At 71.5% G+C, this 14,197-nt stretch carries 11 protein-coding genes; 4 read left to right on the top strand and 7 right to left on the bottom strand.

Annotated features, from left to right (window positions below; all coding sequences use genetic code 11):
• Positions 1 to 31: 31 nt before the first annotated feature.
• Positions 32 to 355, bottom strand: a complete 324-nt coding sequence (locus EWV39_RS03190) for a metal-sensitive transcriptional regulator (protein ID WP_129656823.1) — start codon at positions 353 to 355, stop codon at positions 32 to 34.
• Between the two features lie 140 nt (positions 356 to 495).
• Here EWV39_RS03190 and EWV39_RS03185 point away from each other — a divergent pair, with 140 nt between their 5' ends.
• The 3 genes from EWV39_RS03185 to EWV39_RS03175 all read left to right on the top strand — a co-directional run bounded on the left by EWV39_RS03185 (position 496) and on the right by EWV39_RS03175 (position 3,995).
• On the top strand, positions 496 to 2,520 hold the full coding sequence (locus EWV39_RS03185) for a glycoside hydrolase family 15 protein (protein ID WP_129656822.1): 2,025 nt from the start codon (positions 496 to 498) through the stop codon (positions 2,518 to 2,520).
• Positions 2,521 to 2,818: 298 nt separating this feature from the next.
• Positions 2,819 to 3,430 (top strand): hypothetical protein, encoded by a 612-nt coding sequence (locus EWV39_RS03180; RefSeq protein ID WP_129656821.1) that lies wholly within the window; start codon positions 2,819 to 2,821, stop codon positions 3,428 to 3,430.
• A gap of 16 nt (positions 3,431 to 3,446) precedes the next feature.
• Positions 3,447 to 3,995 carry a GNAT family N-acetyltransferase gene (locus EWV39_RS03175; RefSeq protein ID WP_202864875.1) on the top strand — a complete coding sequence of 183 codons (549 nt, stop codon included), beginning with the start codon at positions 3,447 to 3,449 and terminating at the stop codon, positions 3,993 to 3,995.
• 250 nt (positions 3,996 to 4,245) lie between these two features.
• Here the strand turns inward: EWV39_RS03175 and EWV39_RS03170 are convergent, their stop codons facing one another.
• From EWV39_RS03170 to EWV39_RS03155, 4 genes are all read right to left on the bottom strand, one after another.
• A complete protein-coding gene (locus tag EWV39_RS03170; RefSeq protein WP_129656819.1) occupies positions 4,246 to 5,967 on the bottom strand; it encodes a glycoside hydrolase family 13 protein in 1,722 nt (573 codons plus the stop codon).
• Positions 5,968 to 6,026: 59 nt separating this feature from the next.
• Positions 6,027 to 6,938: a carbohydrate ABC transporter permease gene (locus EWV39_RS03165; protein WP_129656818.1), complete on the bottom strand. Its 912-nt coding sequence runs from the start codon at positions 6,936 to 6,938 to the stop codon at positions 6,027 to 6,029.
• A complete protein-coding gene (locus EWV39_RS03160; RefSeq protein ID WP_129656817.1) occupies positions 6,938 to 7,876 on the bottom strand; it encodes a carbohydrate ABC transporter permease in 939 nt (312 codons plus the stop codon). Before EWV39_RS03160 ends, EWV39_RS03165 begins: the two co-directional genes overlap by 1 nt.
• An 85-nt stretch (positions 7,877 to 7,961) precedes the next feature.
• Positions 7,962 to 9,254, bottom strand: coding sequence for an ABC transporter substrate-binding protein (locus EWV39_RS03155; protein WP_238147984.1), 1,293 nt, complete (start codon positions 9,252 to 9,254; stop codon positions 7,962 to 7,964).
• Positions 9,255 to 9,361: 107 nt separating this feature from the next.
• Between EWV39_RS03155 and EWV39_RS03150 the strand changes: the two genes are divergently transcribed.
• A complete protein-coding gene (locus tag EWV39_RS03150) occupies positions 9,362 to 10,567 on the top strand; it encodes an ROK family transcriptional regulator (RefSeq protein ID WP_129656816.1) in 1,206 nt (401 codons plus the stop codon).
• 17 nt (positions 10,568 to 10,584) lie between these two features.
• Here the strand turns inward: EWV39_RS03150 and EWV39_RS03145 are convergent, their stop codons facing one another.
• Together EWV39_RS03145 and EWV39_RS03140 are read right to left on the bottom strand one after the other, a co-directional pair.
• On the bottom strand, positions 10,585 to 12,555 hold the full coding sequence (locus EWV39_RS03145) for a vWA domain-containing protein (protein WP_129656815.1): 1,971 nt from the start codon (positions 12,553 to 12,555) through the stop codon (positions 10,585 to 10,587).
• Between the two features lie 86 nt (positions 12,556 to 12,641).
• Positions 12,642 to 14,087 (bottom strand): sigma 54-interacting transcriptional regulator, encoded by a 1,446-nt coding sequence (locus tag EWV39_RS03140; protein WP_129656814.1) that lies wholly within the window; start codon positions 14,085 to 14,087, stop codon positions 12,642 to 12,644.
• Between the last annotated feature and the right edge of the window lie 110 nt (positions 14,088 to 14,197).

The following is a 14,197-nucleotide window of genomic DNA, read 5'->3' as shown; positions in this document are numbered from 1 at the left end:
GTGCGGCGCAGCCGATATGGTGGTCCCGGTCCTAGCTGCGGACCAGGCGCGAGATGGCCGCGGTGGCCTCCGCGATCTTCTCCTGCAGGACCTCGCCGTCGCCGTCCTCCGCGGCGGCGGCCGCCACGCAGTGGCCGAGGTGCTCCTCGAGCAGCCCCACCGAGACCGCGTGCAGCGCCTTGTTGACCGCCGAGACCTGCGTCAGGATGTCGATGCAGTACTTGTCCTCCTCGACCATGCGGGCGATCCCGCGGACCTGGCCCTCGATGCGGCGCAGCCGTTTGAGGTAGGCGTCCTTCTGATGCGTGTAGCCGTGGGGCGGGGTGCTGGCGTCGGCGCGTGCGGTCTCATCCATATGCCGAGAATATACCCCGCTGGGGTATGCTACAAGTTCCTCTGCCCCCAGCGGACGAGGCGGGGCCCGGAAGCTGTGAGAAATCACCCTCACCGAGTCGAAAGGCACGGGTGCTGATGGATTCCCGATAGATTAACAGCATGGCTTCACATATCGAGGACTACGCCCTGCTCTCCGACATGAGCACGGCCGCGCTCGTCTCCCGCGAGGGGTCGGTGGACTGGTTCTGCGCCCCCCGCTTCGACTCCGAGGCGTCCTTCGCAGCGCTGCTGGGGGACGAGGACCACGGGCGCTGGCTCCTCGCGCCCAAGGCCTCCCTCGGGGCCGACGCCGCCCCCGCCGGCGAGGACTTCTCGCTCACCGGGGAGATCTCCGAGGGCGAGGAGCCGTACGCGCGCGTCGTCGAGCGCTTCTACGGCGAGAACTCCTTCGTCCTGCACACCGTGTGGACCACGCACGCCGGCTCGGTGCGCGTCACCGACTTCATGCCGCTGATGGGGCGCACCGAGATCGTCCGGCGCGTCGAGGGGCTGGCGGGCGAGGTCACCATGCACCAGGACCTGCGGATGCGCTTCAGCTACGGCCGCACCCGCCCCTGGTCCACCCGCTACGAGGGCGCCCCCGACCCCGCGACCGGGTACTCCGACCCGGCCGACGGCATGGTCGTGGCGCTGGCCGGACCCGACGCGCTGGTCTTCCGCGGCGACCCCCTGCCCGAGGCCACCCAGTCCCCCGAGGGCACGCTCACCTGGGAGTTCCCGATCTCCGCGGGCCAGGTGCGCGACTACACGCTCACCTACTTCGCCTCCCACCGCAACCCGCCGCCGGCGCTGGACATCCACGACGCCCTGAACCGCACGGTCGCCCACTGGAGCGAATGGTCCGACCAGTACCAGGACCCCTCGCTGCCGGCTCCGGCCAGCACCGGCTCCATCCCGGCGTCGACCTCGGCCTTCAGCGCGGTGGACGCCGCCGGCCCGGACTCCGGGGCCATCTCGCTCGGCTCGGTTCCGGCGGACGGCGCCGAGGGCGAGGACCCGCGCCTGGCCGGATATCGCGAGGCGCGCACCCGCTCCCTGCTGGTCATCCGCGCGCTGATGAACCGCGAGACGGGCGGCCTGGTGGCGGCGCCGACGACGTCGCTGCCCGAGGTCGTCGGCGGGGAGCGGAACTGGGACCACCGGTTCTGCTGGCTGCGCGACGTCGCGCACGCGGTGGAGATCGCCGTGGAGCACGGCCACGAGCGCGAGGCCGCGCAGCTGCGCAACTGGCTGCTGCGCGCCATCGCCAACGACCCCTCCGACCTGCACAACGTCTACGGGCTGGCGGGGGAGAGCGACGACTTCGAGCGGCACGTGGGCTTCCTGCCCGGCTACGAGGGCTCGCGGCCGGTGCGGCGCGGCATCGGGCCCGCCTCGCAGCTGCAGGGTGACGCGATGGGCCGGCTCATGTCGACCTTCGAGCGGCTGCGGCGCCTCGGGTTCGCCGAGGACCACCTCTCCTGGCCCATCCAGCAGGCGCTGCTGAACTCGGCGGTCGGGCACGTGGGCGAGGAGGACCAGGGCATCTGGGAGACGCACGGCGAGACCCAGGTCTACACCCACTCGCAGGCCATGCTGTGGGCGGCACTGGACGCCGGCGTGCGTGCGGTGCAGATCCACGGCATGCCGGGCGCCGCCGAGGCGTGGGCCGCGGCCCGGGACCGGCTCTCCGAGCAGATCTGGGCCCACGGGTACAGCGCCGAGCTGAACTCCTTCGTCCAGGTCTACGGCGGCGACACGGTCGACGCCTCGCTGCTGCACATCGCCCAGGTGGGCTTCGTGGCCTACGACGACCCCCGCATGCTCGGCACCGCGGAGCGGATCGAGCGGGAGCTCGGCGCCGGCCACGGGCTGATCTACCGCTACCGCAACGCGGACGGGCTGGACGGCATCGAGGGGCAGGACAACCCGCACCTGGGCTCCTCGCTGTGGCTCGCGGAGCAGAACATCCGGGCGGGCCGGGTGGAGCACGGCCGGGCGATCCTCGACGCCGTGCTGGAGCGGGCCAACGACGTCGGCCTCCTCTCCACCGAGTACTCGGTGCGCAACGAGCGGATGACCGGGAACTTCCCCCAGTCGCTGGCGCACATCGCGCTGGTCTCCGCGGTGGACGCGCTGCTGTAGGAACGACGCCGGTCCGCTCCGGGCGGAGGGGGCTCGGCCCGCGGGTCCGCGGAGAGGTCCGTGGATACGAGAAACCCCCTCGAGCCTCAGGCCCTCGGGGGTTTCATGGATCAGCGGGTTCCTCACCCGTATCCAAGGAACAGTAGGCTATGCAGTGTAAAAGGTCAAGGGCGCGTGCAGGCAGGGGGCGAGGCGTCATGACGCGAGAGCTGCACCATCTACGAACATATTTACACGACGTGCGCCTGGGCCTTATCTGGCGAGGGTCGGCTCTTCTTCTCTGCACGAAGTCATCGCGATGTATCAATGGAACACACATCTTTCCTCCTCGTTCCACGAGGTGTTGAGCTTCGTCGAAGTGGTGTTCAGGAATGCCGTGGACCCAGCCTTGCGCAGGTGGAACAGAACGGAGTCGGATGTGGAGGAATGGCTGCGCTCCCCAGCGGAGCCATTGAGCTCTATCATCGATGCGCACCGCATCCGCGAGATCGGCAACCAGGCTCACCGGGCTCGGAAGCGGCGGTCCCCGAATCATCCGCGGAAGAACGAGCCGATCTCTCACGACGATCTGCTGGCTAACACGACATTCGGTCTATGGGCTACCTTGCTCCCCCGGAAACGTGGGGGCGGCGATCCTGCTATCACGAGGAGGCTATGGGAAGATGCGCTGAAGGGCGCCTTCCCATATCTGCGCAATGACCCGCACGGGCACGCAACCGGTGACCGGATGCGGCGGCTCCATGCTCTACGGAACAGGGTCTCGCACATGGAGAATCTCCTGGAAGTGGATGTCAGCGCGCGTCTTCGAGATGCCCTGCAGCTCGTCAACAGCATCAATCCCGATGTGCATGACTGGTTGCGTGATTCCCAGCGCGTTCAGTCGGTGGCGTCCCTTCGACCGTTTCCGTGATCGGAAGGGAGGGATGATGGCGGAGAAGCGAATGAGCGCGCCCGGCGTCGTCCTGCGGGTTCCCGAGCCGCGGGACGCGGAGCCGCTCCACGCGCTCTTCGACGACACCGCGGTGATGCGCTACGTCGGCGATGGGACGGAGCGGAACCTTGACTATTATCGCGGCTTCGTCGAGGGTCAGCGGGAGGTCTTCGACGCCGAGGGCGTGTGCCTCTACGTGGTGGAGCACGACGGCGTCCCGGCGGGCTTCGTCGGCGCCCAGCGATGGCTCCACCCGTGGGGCCCGCAGGGGCGGCTGGAGATCGGTTGGCGCCTGGGCCGGGCCTTCTGGGGGAGGGGCATCGCCACCGTGGCCGGTCTGGAGGCGCTGGAGCGGGTCCGGGGGGCCGGGCATCGGGAGGCGGTGGCGATGATCGACGTCGCCAACGCCCCCTCGATCCGGCTCGCGGGCCGGCTGGGGATGACCTTCGGGTCCCGGCACGAGGTCTCCGGGCATGAGCTGACGGCGGGCGCCGACCCCGGGCATCCTGGGCGCAGCGTGCTGGAGTACCGGGTCGAACTGTAGGACCCGGGAGCCGCCGGCCCGCTGGTGCCTGTTCTCGCTGGTGTCTGCGTGGGGCCGCCGTTCCGCTGGCGCTTGCGCGGGGGCCGATGCCCGTGCGAGCGTGCGGGAGCCGGCCCCAGCTGAGGCTGCGCGGGAGCCGGTCCCCAGCCGAGGCCGCGCGGGGCCGGCGCCCGCTGAGGTCGCGCGGGTGGAACCGCACGGCTTCAGCGGGGCACCGGCGCCTCGCCGGGCCCGGGGAAGAGCCGCCTCGCTACGCCTTCAGCCACACGCTCGCCTCGCCGGGCAGCGTCCCCTCCTCCTCGAGCGCGACGCTGCCGACCAGCACCTCGCCGCGCAGCGGCTCGGGCAGCGGGAACGGCCCCTCGCCGAAGTTGGTGACGTTGACCCACCCGTTGGGCCGGCGGAAGGCCAGAACCTGCGGATCCCCCGTCTCGAGCCACTCCAGCCGCTCCTCGGTGCGCAGCTCGCCGCGCAGCGCCAGCGCGCGCCGGTAGAGGGACAGGGTGGAGTCCGGATCGCCGTCCTCGCGCTCGACCGAGTGCTCCGCGAACCATTCCGGCTGCGGAATATGCGCGGATCCGCCGAATCCGAGGGACTCGCCCCCGGCGCTCCACGGCAGCGGCACGCGGCATCCGTCCCGTCCCACGCTCACCCCGGGGCTGCGGAAGAACGTCGGGTCCTGCCGGTCCTCGTCCGCGATGTCCGCGACCTCGTGCAGCCCCAGCTCCTCGCCCTGGTAGATGTAGGCGCTGCCGGGCAGGGCGAGCTCGAACAGCGTCGCCGCCCGGGCCCGGCGCAGCCCCCGCTCCGCCTTCAGCTCGGGCTCCCGGCCGCGGTGGAGCAGCCAGGACGTGCCGGTCTTCTGCGTCGCGTCCGACTCGGCCGGCAGGCTGCCGTCCTCGCGGGGCTCGGCGGGCTCCGGGGGGAGGCCGTAGCGGGTGGCGTGGCGGACGACGTCGTGGTTGGACAGCACCCAGGTGCTCGAGGAGCCCGAGCGCGCCGCCAGCTCGAGGTTGAAGGCCACGATCTCCCGGAACTGCGCGGCGTCGAAGCGCGCGCCGAGCAGGTCGAAGTTGAAGGCCTGGCCCAGGCCCCTCGGGCTCGCGTAGGCCGGCCGGCGGTCCGAGGCCACCCAGGCCTCGGCGACGGCGATGCGCGGGGGGTCGTACTCGTCGAAGACCTGGCGCCACTCGGCGTAGATCTCGTGGACGTCGTCGCGGTCCCACACGGGGTGGTTGCCGTCCACGGGGATCGCGTCCAGCTCCGCCTGGGTGGGCAGCTCCTCCGGGAGGTCCTTGCTCAGGCCGTGGGCGACGTCGACCCGGAAGCCGTCCACACCGCGGTCCGACCAGAACCGGAGCGTCTTCAGGAAGTCCTCGCGGACCTCCGGGTTGCGCCAGTTCAGGTCAGGCTGCTCGCGGGCGAAGAAGTGGTGGTACCACTGGCCGTCGCCGACCGGCTCCCAGGCCGGGCCGCCGAAGCCGGAGGTCCAGTCCGAGGGCGGCTGGGCGCCGTCGGGTCCGAGGCCGTCGCGGAAGATGTAGCGGTCCCGCTCCGGGGATCCCTTCGGCGAGGCCAGCGCCTCCTTGAACCACTCGTGGCGGTCCGAGGTGTGGTTGGGGACGATGTCCACGATCAGCTTGATCCCCGCGGCGTGCAGGGCCTCGGCCATCGCGTCGAAGTCGGCCAGCGTGCCGATCTTGGGGTCGACGTCGCGGTAGTCGTCGACGTCGTACCCGCCGTCGGCCAGGGCCGAGGGGTAGAAGGGGCTCAGCCAGACGGCGTCGATCCCGAGCTCCCGCAGGTAGGGCACCCGGTCGGCGACGCCCTTGAGGTCGCCGATGCCGTTGCCGTCGGCGTCGGCGAAGGAGCGGGGGTAGATCTGGTAGACGGCCGCCTGGCGCCACCATTCGGCGTCCGTCCGGCGGGCGGCGGGGTGGGGGGAGGTCGCGAGCGCTGCTTCGGCAGTCATGCTGTCCTTTCGGTTCGTGGGGGGGGCTTGGCGGAAAACTGCGGGCCGGGCTGGGAAGGCTACTTCACGGCGCCCTGGGTCAGGCCCGACATGACCCACCGCTGGGAGATCACGTACGCGATGATCGCGGGGACGATCGCCAGCAGGTAGGAGGAGAAGGAGACGTGGTAGTTGTTGCTGAACTGGTCCTGGAAGATCTGCTGGATCACCGGCAGGGTCTGCAGGGCCGGGTCGCCGATGATCAGCGAGGGCATCATGAAGTCGTTCCAGCCCTTGAGGAGGGCGAAGATGCCGACGGTCGCCGCCATGGGCATCATCAGGGGGAAGACCACCTTCCAGAACGTCGTCCAGGTGGAGGCGCCGTCGATGTAGGCGCTCTCCTCCAGCTCACCGGGCAGCGAGCGCAGGAACGCGGTGAACAGCATGACGCTGAAGGACATCTGGAACATGATGTGCAGCAGGATCACCCCGGCCGGGTTGTCCAGCCCCACCATGCCGGTCAGCTTGACCTGCGAGAGGGCGAGCACCGGGAAGGGTAGGAACATCGCCGTCATCAGGTAGAGGAAGGAGTACCGGAACAGCCTTCGGTTCCAGTTCCGGGAGATGGCGTAGGAGGCCATCGCACTGAGGAGCACGGTGCCGAGGACGCTGACCACGGTGACCGTCAGGGAGATGCTGAAGGCCACGGGGAAGTTGGTGAGCGTCCACGCCTCCCTGAAGCCCTCGATGCTCCAGGGGGAGGGGAGGGCGAAGGCCTCGGCCTGCACCGCCTGCTGGCCCGTCTTGAATGCCATGGAGAGGGCGACGAAGAAGGGCAGCAGGACGAAGCAGGCTGCGACGATCATCAGGGCGGTGGTGACCCACACCCTGGTCCCGGAGCTCCGGCGCCGGGTGGGCCGGGTCTGGCTTCTGGACGGGGCGGGGGCGGTCGGGTCCTGCTCCACGGGGTCGAGAGTGGTCTGCATGGCCATCAGAACTGGGTCCTTCCTCGGGTGACGCGGAGCTGGATGAGGACGATCACCAGGGTGATCAGGAAGAAGATGGTCGAGTTGGCCATCTGGTAGGCGTAGTCGCCCTTCTGGAAGCCTCGGAAGATCGACATGGTCACGGAGACGGTGGAGGTCCCCGGGCCGCCGTCGGTGAGGCCGACGACCACCTCGTAGGTGCTCAGGAAGTCCTTGAACCCCAGGATGACGTTGATCAGCACGTACCCGGAGACCAGCGGCAGGGTGATGCTCCGGAACTGCTGCCACGGAGTGGCGCCGTCTATGGACGAGGCCTCGTAGACGTCCCTGGGGATGGTCATCAGTCCGGCGATGTAGATGAGTATCGCCTGCGGCGTGTACTGGAAGGCCGTGACCAGGACGATGGCGATCCATGCCAGGCTCGGATCGGAGAGGATCGACTCCTGGAGGGGCCCGACGCCCAGGGCTTCGGCCGCGGCGGGGACGGTGTTGTTGAAGATGAACTGGAAGACGAAGGCGATGATAATCCCGGAGACCATCATCGGCAGCACGAAGATGGTGCGCAGCGCCGTCTTGCCCTTGATCTTGCTGGTCAGGCCGAGCGCCAGGGTCAGAGCGATGATGTTGACCAGGACGACGGTGGTCAGGGCGACGAGGAAGGTGAAGCCGTAGGAGGAGAGGATCGCCGGGTCGCTGAACATCACGGCGTAGTTGGTGAAGCCCACGAAGTTGAACTCGCCGAACCCCACCGAGTCGGTGAAGCTGAAGAAGATCCCCATGACGGCGGGCAGCGTGATGCAGAGGGTGAAGAGCACCAGGACGGGGAGGAGGAAGAGGTAGTGGACGCGGTCCACGCGGCGCCGGCGCGCCGGCCTCGGGCGGGCTCGCCTCCGGCGTTCGCCGGGTGGGGGAGCGGTCGCCAGCTGTTCGGTGACGGTGGCCATGGATGCTTGTCCTTGCCTCGGGCGTCGTCGGCGTCGACGGCGCGTGGCGGGTCTGGAGGAGTGTCGGGGTCGGCGGCGGGCGGGTCTATTCTCGGGGCTTCTGGCGCCGGGCCAGGCGCACCCAGTCCTCGTCGAGGGTGCGCAGCGTGCCCTCGAGGCTCTGCCCGGTGGCGATGCCCTGGGCGTAGTTCTCGTAGGGGATGGTCCGCGGGATGGAGATCGAGACGCCCTGGTAGTATGCCGCGCGGTCGACGTAGCCCTGCAGGTCCTGGAGCCGGGAGTCGGAGGCGACGGGGGAGCCCTCGCGGACCCCGAAGCCCAGGTTCTTCGCGTTGTAGTCGTCCGCGATCTCCGGGGCGATCAGGTAGCGGACCAGCTCGCGGGCGGCGTCGGGGTTCGGGACGCCCTCCGGGATCCAGAGCGCCAGGTCCAGGTTGGCCCGGATCCTGCGGTCCTCGGGGTCCTCGGTCATGGGCAGCGGGAAGAAGCCGAGGTCGGTGTCCGGGTTGGCGGTGTCGATCTCGGTCAGTGCCCAGGGCCCCTGGAAGTACATGGCCGCCTCGCCGTTGGCGAAGGCGACGTTGCCGTTGCCGTACTTCCTGCTCGCGGCGTCGGCGTTGCGGAACTCGTTGATCTCCAGGGCTTTCTCCAGCGGCTCCCGGAAGGCGTGGGAGAAGGAGACCTCGGCGTCGGGCCCGCCGTCGGCGCCCTGGGCGCGGAGGTCCTCGAAGAAGCCGGCGACGTCGACCGAGCCGCCGATGGCGTAGTCCAGGAGCCCCTGGGAAGCGGTCCACGGATCTCCGTGGGTCATGTAGATCGGGGTGACGCCCGCCTCCTGGAGGATGCCGCAGGTCTCGATGAACGCGGAGTAGGTGGTGGGCACCTCCAGCCCGTGCCGGGCGAAGATCTCCCGGTTGTACAGCACCGCGGCGCCCATCATGGAGTAGGGGATCACGCTGGTGCGGCCGGGGTACGTGGGGTACTGGTCCACGAGATCCATGACGGCGGCCCGGATGTCCGCCTCGGCGAGGAGGTCGGAGACGTCGGAGAGCTCGCCGCGCTCCTGGTAGGCGGCCATCTCGTAGTTGTAGTTCAGCAGGCCGAGGGAGGGCGGGTCGCTGCGGGCGAACTTCGCGGCGAGGCTGTCCGGCACGGTGTCGTGGACCACCCGGATGCGGCCGTCCTGCTCGGCGTTGAACGTGCTGATCAGTTCGCGGAAGTAGGCGACGGCCTCCCGCTTGGACTGGTAGAGCGAGAGCTCGGTCCGGCCGGCGCTCCCGCACCCGGCGAGGCCGAGCGCGAGCGCTCCGAGGGCGGCGCCGCCCAGGACTGAGCGGCGCGAGGGCCCCGGCGGCCGATGGCGATCCGTGATGCCCACGTGGGACCTCCCTATGATCTGCGACACAATTTCTGTACGGAATAAATATAAGCACTAAATGTAGTCTGCGCAATAATGGATCCAGAAGTGACGTCATGAGGAGCGCCATGGAGGCAGAACACACGCGGAGCGGCCAGAGCTCCCCCCAGTACCTGCGCAGGATGAACGCCCGCAAGGTGCTGGACCACATGTGGCACGGGCGTCCCGCCACGGCCACGGAGCTGATGGCGGCGACCGGCCTGACCCGCTCCACCGTGCTGGCCCTGTGCCGGAACCTCGCCGAGCAGGGATGGCTGGAAGCGCTCGAGAACGCCCGGGAGGCGGGGACCTACACCAAGGGCCGGCCCGCCCTGAGGTACGCGTTCCGGGAGGGGGCGCTCTTCGTCGTCGGCGTCGACTCGGGGCCGCACCGCGTCACGGCCGGGGTCGCCGACCTGCGGGGGCGCGAGCTCGCCCGGGTGGAGCGGGAGTTCGGCCACGAGGAGGTGGGCGGGCAGGAGCGCCGGTCCGAGATCCTCGCCGCCGTCGACGCCGCGCTGGAGGACGCCGGGGTCCCCTCCTCCCGGGTCGGGGCCATGGTGATCGGGGTCCCGGCGCCGGTCGACGCCGAGGGCCGCTCGCCCGACGGGCTGAACGAGTTCTGGGCGCTGATGAACCCCGAGCTGCGCACGCTCGCCGCCGAGCGCGGCTGGGAGTGCCTCGTCGAGAACGACGCGAACCTGGCCGCGATGGCCGAGCTGCACCGCTACCCCGCCGCGCGGGACGCCTCCTTCGCCGCGCTGCTGTCCGGGGAGCGCTTCGGCGCGGGGCTGGTGCTGCGCGGCGAGCCGCTGCGGCAGCCTCGCGGAGGAGCCGGCGAGATGGGGCTGCTGGACATGGTGGAGGGGGTGGGCTCCGCCCGGGGCCTCGCCGCCCGCGCCCGCGAGCTGGCCTGCGAGGCGATCGAGCGGGGGGAGCGGACCTCCCTCGAGCGGAGGCCCCCGGGAGGGCCCAGCGCGAAGGAGGTCTTCGAGGCGGCCGATCGGGGCGACGCCGTCGCCGCCGGGGTCGTGGCGCGGCTGGCGGACGTCCTGGCGCGGGTCTGCGTGGTCCTGGCCGGGCCGCTGGACCTGGACCGCATCGTGGTCTCGGGCGGCATCGCACCGGCGCTCGAGGGCGTCGTGCGCGCGGCCCGGGAGCGGATCGCGGAGCACCTCTACGCGCCGTGGCTCGAGGTCGTGGTCTCCGAGCTGGGGGCCGACGCCGTCCGGGTGGGCGCGGTGCACAGCGCGGTGGAGCTGGTGCGCGCCAAGGCGCTGGACGAGGCACCCTAGGGTCCGGGGCGCCCGGTTCAGGGCCGCGCGTCGAGGTACTCCCCCACCACCGAGGAGCCCAGGTCCTCCGGCTCGGGTGCGACCACCCGGCCGTCCACCCGCCGGGCCATGGCGGCGAGGAACCGCTCGAGGCCGGCGTCGTCCCCCAGCCGGAAGAACGTGATGCGGGCGCCGAGCCGCCCGATCCTCTCCAGCTCCGCGACCGTGAGGTCCAGGGTGCGCGGGGAGGGGGGCCAGTCGAAGAACGCCTCGCCGTCGGGCATCAGGTGGGCGGTGGGCTCGCCGTCGGTGACCACCAGGAGCACCGGCTGCATCGACGGGTGCTCGCGGAAGAAGCGGGTCGCCAGCAGCAGCGCGTGGTGCAGGTTGGTGCCCTGCTCGTGCACCGGGGGCAGGGCCGTGAGCTCCTCGGCGGACAGCCCGTGCGCCCAGCGGCCGAAGGCGATCGTCTCCAGGGCGTCCCCGCGGAACCGCGTGGTGACCAGGTGGTGCAGTGCCAGGGAGGTCCGCTTCATCGGCAGCCAGCGGCCCTGGGCGGCCATCGAGAACGAGGTGTCCACCAGCAGCGCCACCGCCGCCTGGGTGCGCGCCTCGGTCTCCTGGACCTCGACGTCGTCCACCTGCAGCCGGACGCCGCCCGCCGCGGAGCCCCCCTCGGCGACGGTCCGCTGGACGGCGTTGGTGACGGTGCGGGTGACGTCCCAGGGCTCGACGTCGCCGAACCGCCACGCGCGCGTGGCCCCCGTGGGCTCCCCGGCGGCGCCGGCAGCCCGGGTCTCCCGCGCCCCGGCCCGCCCGCTCAGCTGCCGGGAGATGTCCTGCAGCAGCGACTTCCCCAGCCGGCGGATGGCCTGCGGGGAGAGCCGGAGGGAGCCGTCCGAGGCGCGGCGCAGCAGGCCCGAGTCCCGCAGGGCGCGCTCCAGCTCGGCCAGCGTCCGGGCGTCCACCGCGGCTTCCTCGCCCAGCTGCCGCGTCAGCGCCTCGAGGTCGACGTCGTCCAGCCCCGCGCCCTGGTGGTCCTGCGCGAGCTGCTCAGCCAGGGAGTCCAGGTCGGCGACGTCCTGCAGCAGGCCGGTGCCGTCCCCCAGCCCCACGCCCTCCTGGCCGCCGAACCGCTCCGAGCCGGACCAGTCCTCGCCCGGGCGCAGGGCCTGGAGCTGGGCGTCGAGCCGGCCCAGCTGCTTCATCAGCTCGGGGGAACCGAAGGCCTGGGAGGAGAGCCGCATCAGCTCATCCCGCTGCTCCGGCGTCATCGAGTTCATCATCCGCTGGGCGGCGGCCGCGCGGGCGGCCATCGCGTCGATCAGCTCCTCCACGGACTGCGGGTCCTCCGGGAAGAACTCCCCGTGCTGGTCCATGAACTCCCGGAAGGCGGCCTCGGTGTCCTCCCCGCGGGCGTGCTGGGCCAGGAGGTCGTTGAGGTCGGAGAGCATCTGGCCGATGCGCTCGCGGTCCTCGTCCGTGGCGTTCTCCAGGGCCTCCTTCATGCCGGCGAAGCGCTGGTCCAGCATCTCCCGGCCCAGCAGGTCCTTGATCCTCTCGTAGGACTCGCGGGCGCTCTGGGAGGCCCAGTCGTAGTCGGCGAGCTCGCTCACGGCGGCCGCGGTCGAGGACGGCAGGCCGTCCAGCCGCATCTCACGGAACTGCCGGTCCATGGGATCCATCCGGGCGTCGCGCAGGAACTGCTCCCGCTCGCGCCGCAGCGCCTCGTCCAGCAGGCCCTTGGCCTCCTCCAGGGTGCCGCCGAGCCGGTGGCGCTGGAGCAGCTCGCGGCGGCGCTGGTTGACGCGGCCCGCCAGGTCGTCGAGGCCGCGCTGGCCCCTGCCCCCGCGGCGCAGGAACTCGCGGACGGCCTCGCGCGGGGAGTAGCCCTCCATGACGTCGCGGCCCACGGCCTCCAGCGCCTCGGTCAGGTCGGCCGGGGGCGCCAGGGGGTCGGGGCCGCCGGTGTAGCGGCCGTATCGGCTGTAATGGCGGTGAGCGGGCATCTCGGGCCCTTCCTTCTGCTCGTGAGGCTGACGCCGGGGCCGGGCGCGGTCGGGATCGGCGCCCGCCCGCGCCCGGCCGGGGAGCCTCAGCCGTAGACGGTGCCCTCGGCGTCGGCGTCCTTGGAGATCTTCTGGGACAGGAACAGGGCCTCCAGGGCGAGCTCGATCGCGTTGGCCCGCTGGCCGGGCGTGCTCGCCCCCAGGCGCTCCGCGATCCGGTCGTAGAGCCCGGCGCCGGCCGAGCCGTCCCCGGCGGTCCCGGCGCCGTCCTCCACGGGGTCGGCGTCGTCATCCTCCAGCGCCGGGAGCTCGGCCAGCAGGTCCCGGGCGGGCACGTCGCCGCCGGTGCTGACGGTCACGGTGCCGTCCAGGGCCTCGATGAGCGGGCCGAGGTCGATGCCGCGCAGGCGGGACTGCACGGTCTCCATCGTCGCCCGGCGCAGCAGGTGCTCCAGGACGGCGATCTCCCGGCCTTCCTCGCCGGACTCGAACTCGATCTTGCCCGCCAGGACCTCCACGGCGGCCTCGACGTCCACCAGGCGCGCGACGGCGTGCTCCTCGCCGTGGATCGCGGCCCGGCGCAGCGCGGAGGCCGCGGTGGTCTCCGCGCCGGCGATCGAGAAGCGCGCCGAGACGCCCGAGCGCTGGTCCACGGCCGGGGACTGCCGGAGCAGGCGGGTGTACCGGGCGAGGATCTCCAGCAGGGCCTCCGGCACCTCGGCGACCAGCTCGGCCTCCTGCCGGGTCACCGCGATCTCGTCCGCCAGCTCCAGCGGGTAGTGGGTGCGGATCTCGGCGCCGAAGCGGTCCTTGAGCGGGGTGATGATCCGGCCGCGGTTGGTGTAGTCCTCCGGGTTGGCCGAGGCCACCACCAGCACGTCCAGCGGCAGCCGCAGCACGTAGCCGCGGATCTGGACGTCCCGCTCCTCCATCACGTTGAGCATGGAGACCTGGATGCGCTCGGCGAGGTCGGGCAGCTCGTTGATGGCCACGATCCCGCGGTGCGCGCGGGGGATGAGGCCGTAGTGGATGGTCTCCGGGTCGCCGAGCCGGCGGCCCTCCGCGACGCGGATGGGGTCGACGTCGCCGATCAGGTCCGCGACGGAGGTGTCCGGCGTCGCGAGCTTCTCCACGTAGCGCTCCTCGCGGTGCCGCCACGCGATGGGCAGGTCGTCCCCCTCGATCGCGATGCGCTCGCGGACCGCCTCGGTGAGGGGGTCCTCCGGGTGCTCGTGCAGCTCGGAGCCCCGCACCTCGGGGGACCACTCGTCCAGCAGGCCCGCCAGGGTGCGCAGGAGCCGGGTCTTGCCCTGGCCGCGCTCGCCCAGAAGGACGACGTCGTGCCCGGCGAGCAGCGCGCGCTCGAGCTGGGGCAGCACCGTGTCCTCCAGTCCGTGCAGGCCGGGCCAGGGGTTGCGGCCCTCCGCCAGGGTGGAGAGGAGGTTCTCGCGGATCTCCAGGCGCAGCGGGCGGTGCTCGTAGCCCGCCGCCCGCAGCTCGCCGAGGGTGTGGATGTCAGGGCGCTCAGTCACACCGTCAACGCTAGACCTCTCCCCGCGCGAGGGGAAGGCGTCCTTCCCGACCCGGTGCGCGGATCCGGCTCCGCGGGTAGCGTGAGGCGCGTGAGCAACGACGACGCCGC

The sequence above is a fragment of the Rothia halotolerans genome (assembly GCF_004136635.1).
Taxonomy (GTDB): Bacteria; Actinomycetota; Actinomycetes; order Actinomycetales; family Micrococcaceae; genus Rothia; species Rothia halotolerans.
The sequence above is the reverse complement of the archived record's forward strand: the minus strand, read 5'-3'. Positions and strand labels throughout refer to the sequence as shown.

Excerpts from the sequence above, each read along its gene's own strand:
- EWV39_RS03190 (WP_129656823.1), bottom strand. The coding sequence starts at position 355 with ATGGATGAGACCGCACGCGCCGACGCCAGCACCCCGCCCCACGGCTAC.
- EWV39_RS03185 (WP_129656822.1), top strand. The coding sequence starts at position 496 with ATGGCTTCACATATCGAGGACTACGCCCTGCTCTCCGACATGAGCACG.
- EWV39_RS03180 (WP_129656821.1), top strand. The coding sequence starts at position 2,819 with ATGTATCAATGGAACACACATCTTTCCTCCTCGTTCCACGAGGTGTTG.
- EWV39_RS03175 (WP_202864875.1), top strand. The coding sequence starts at position 3,447 with ATGGCGGAGAAGCGAATGAGCGCGCCCGGCGTCGTCCTGCGGGTTCCC.
- EWV39_RS03170 (WP_129656819.1), bottom strand. The coding sequence starts at position 5,967 with ATGACTGCCGAAGCAGCGCTCGCGACCTCCCCCCACCCCGCCGCCCGC.
- EWV39_RS03165 (WP_129656818.1), bottom strand. The coding sequence starts at position 6,938 with ATGGCCATGCAGACCACTCTCGACCCCGTGGAGCAGGACCCGACCGCC.
- EWV39_RS03160 (WP_129656817.1), bottom strand. The coding sequence starts at position 7,876 with ATGGCCACCGTCACCGAACAGCTGGCGACCGCTCCCCCACCCGGCGAA.
- EWV39_RS03150 (WP_129656816.1), top strand. The coding sequence starts at position 9,362 with ATGGAGGCAGAACACACGCGGAGCGGCCAGAGCTCCCCCCAGTACCTG.
- EWV39_RS03145 (WP_129656815.1), bottom strand. The coding sequence starts at position 12,555 with ATGCCCGCTCACCGCCATTACAGCCGATACGGCCGCTACACCGGCGGC.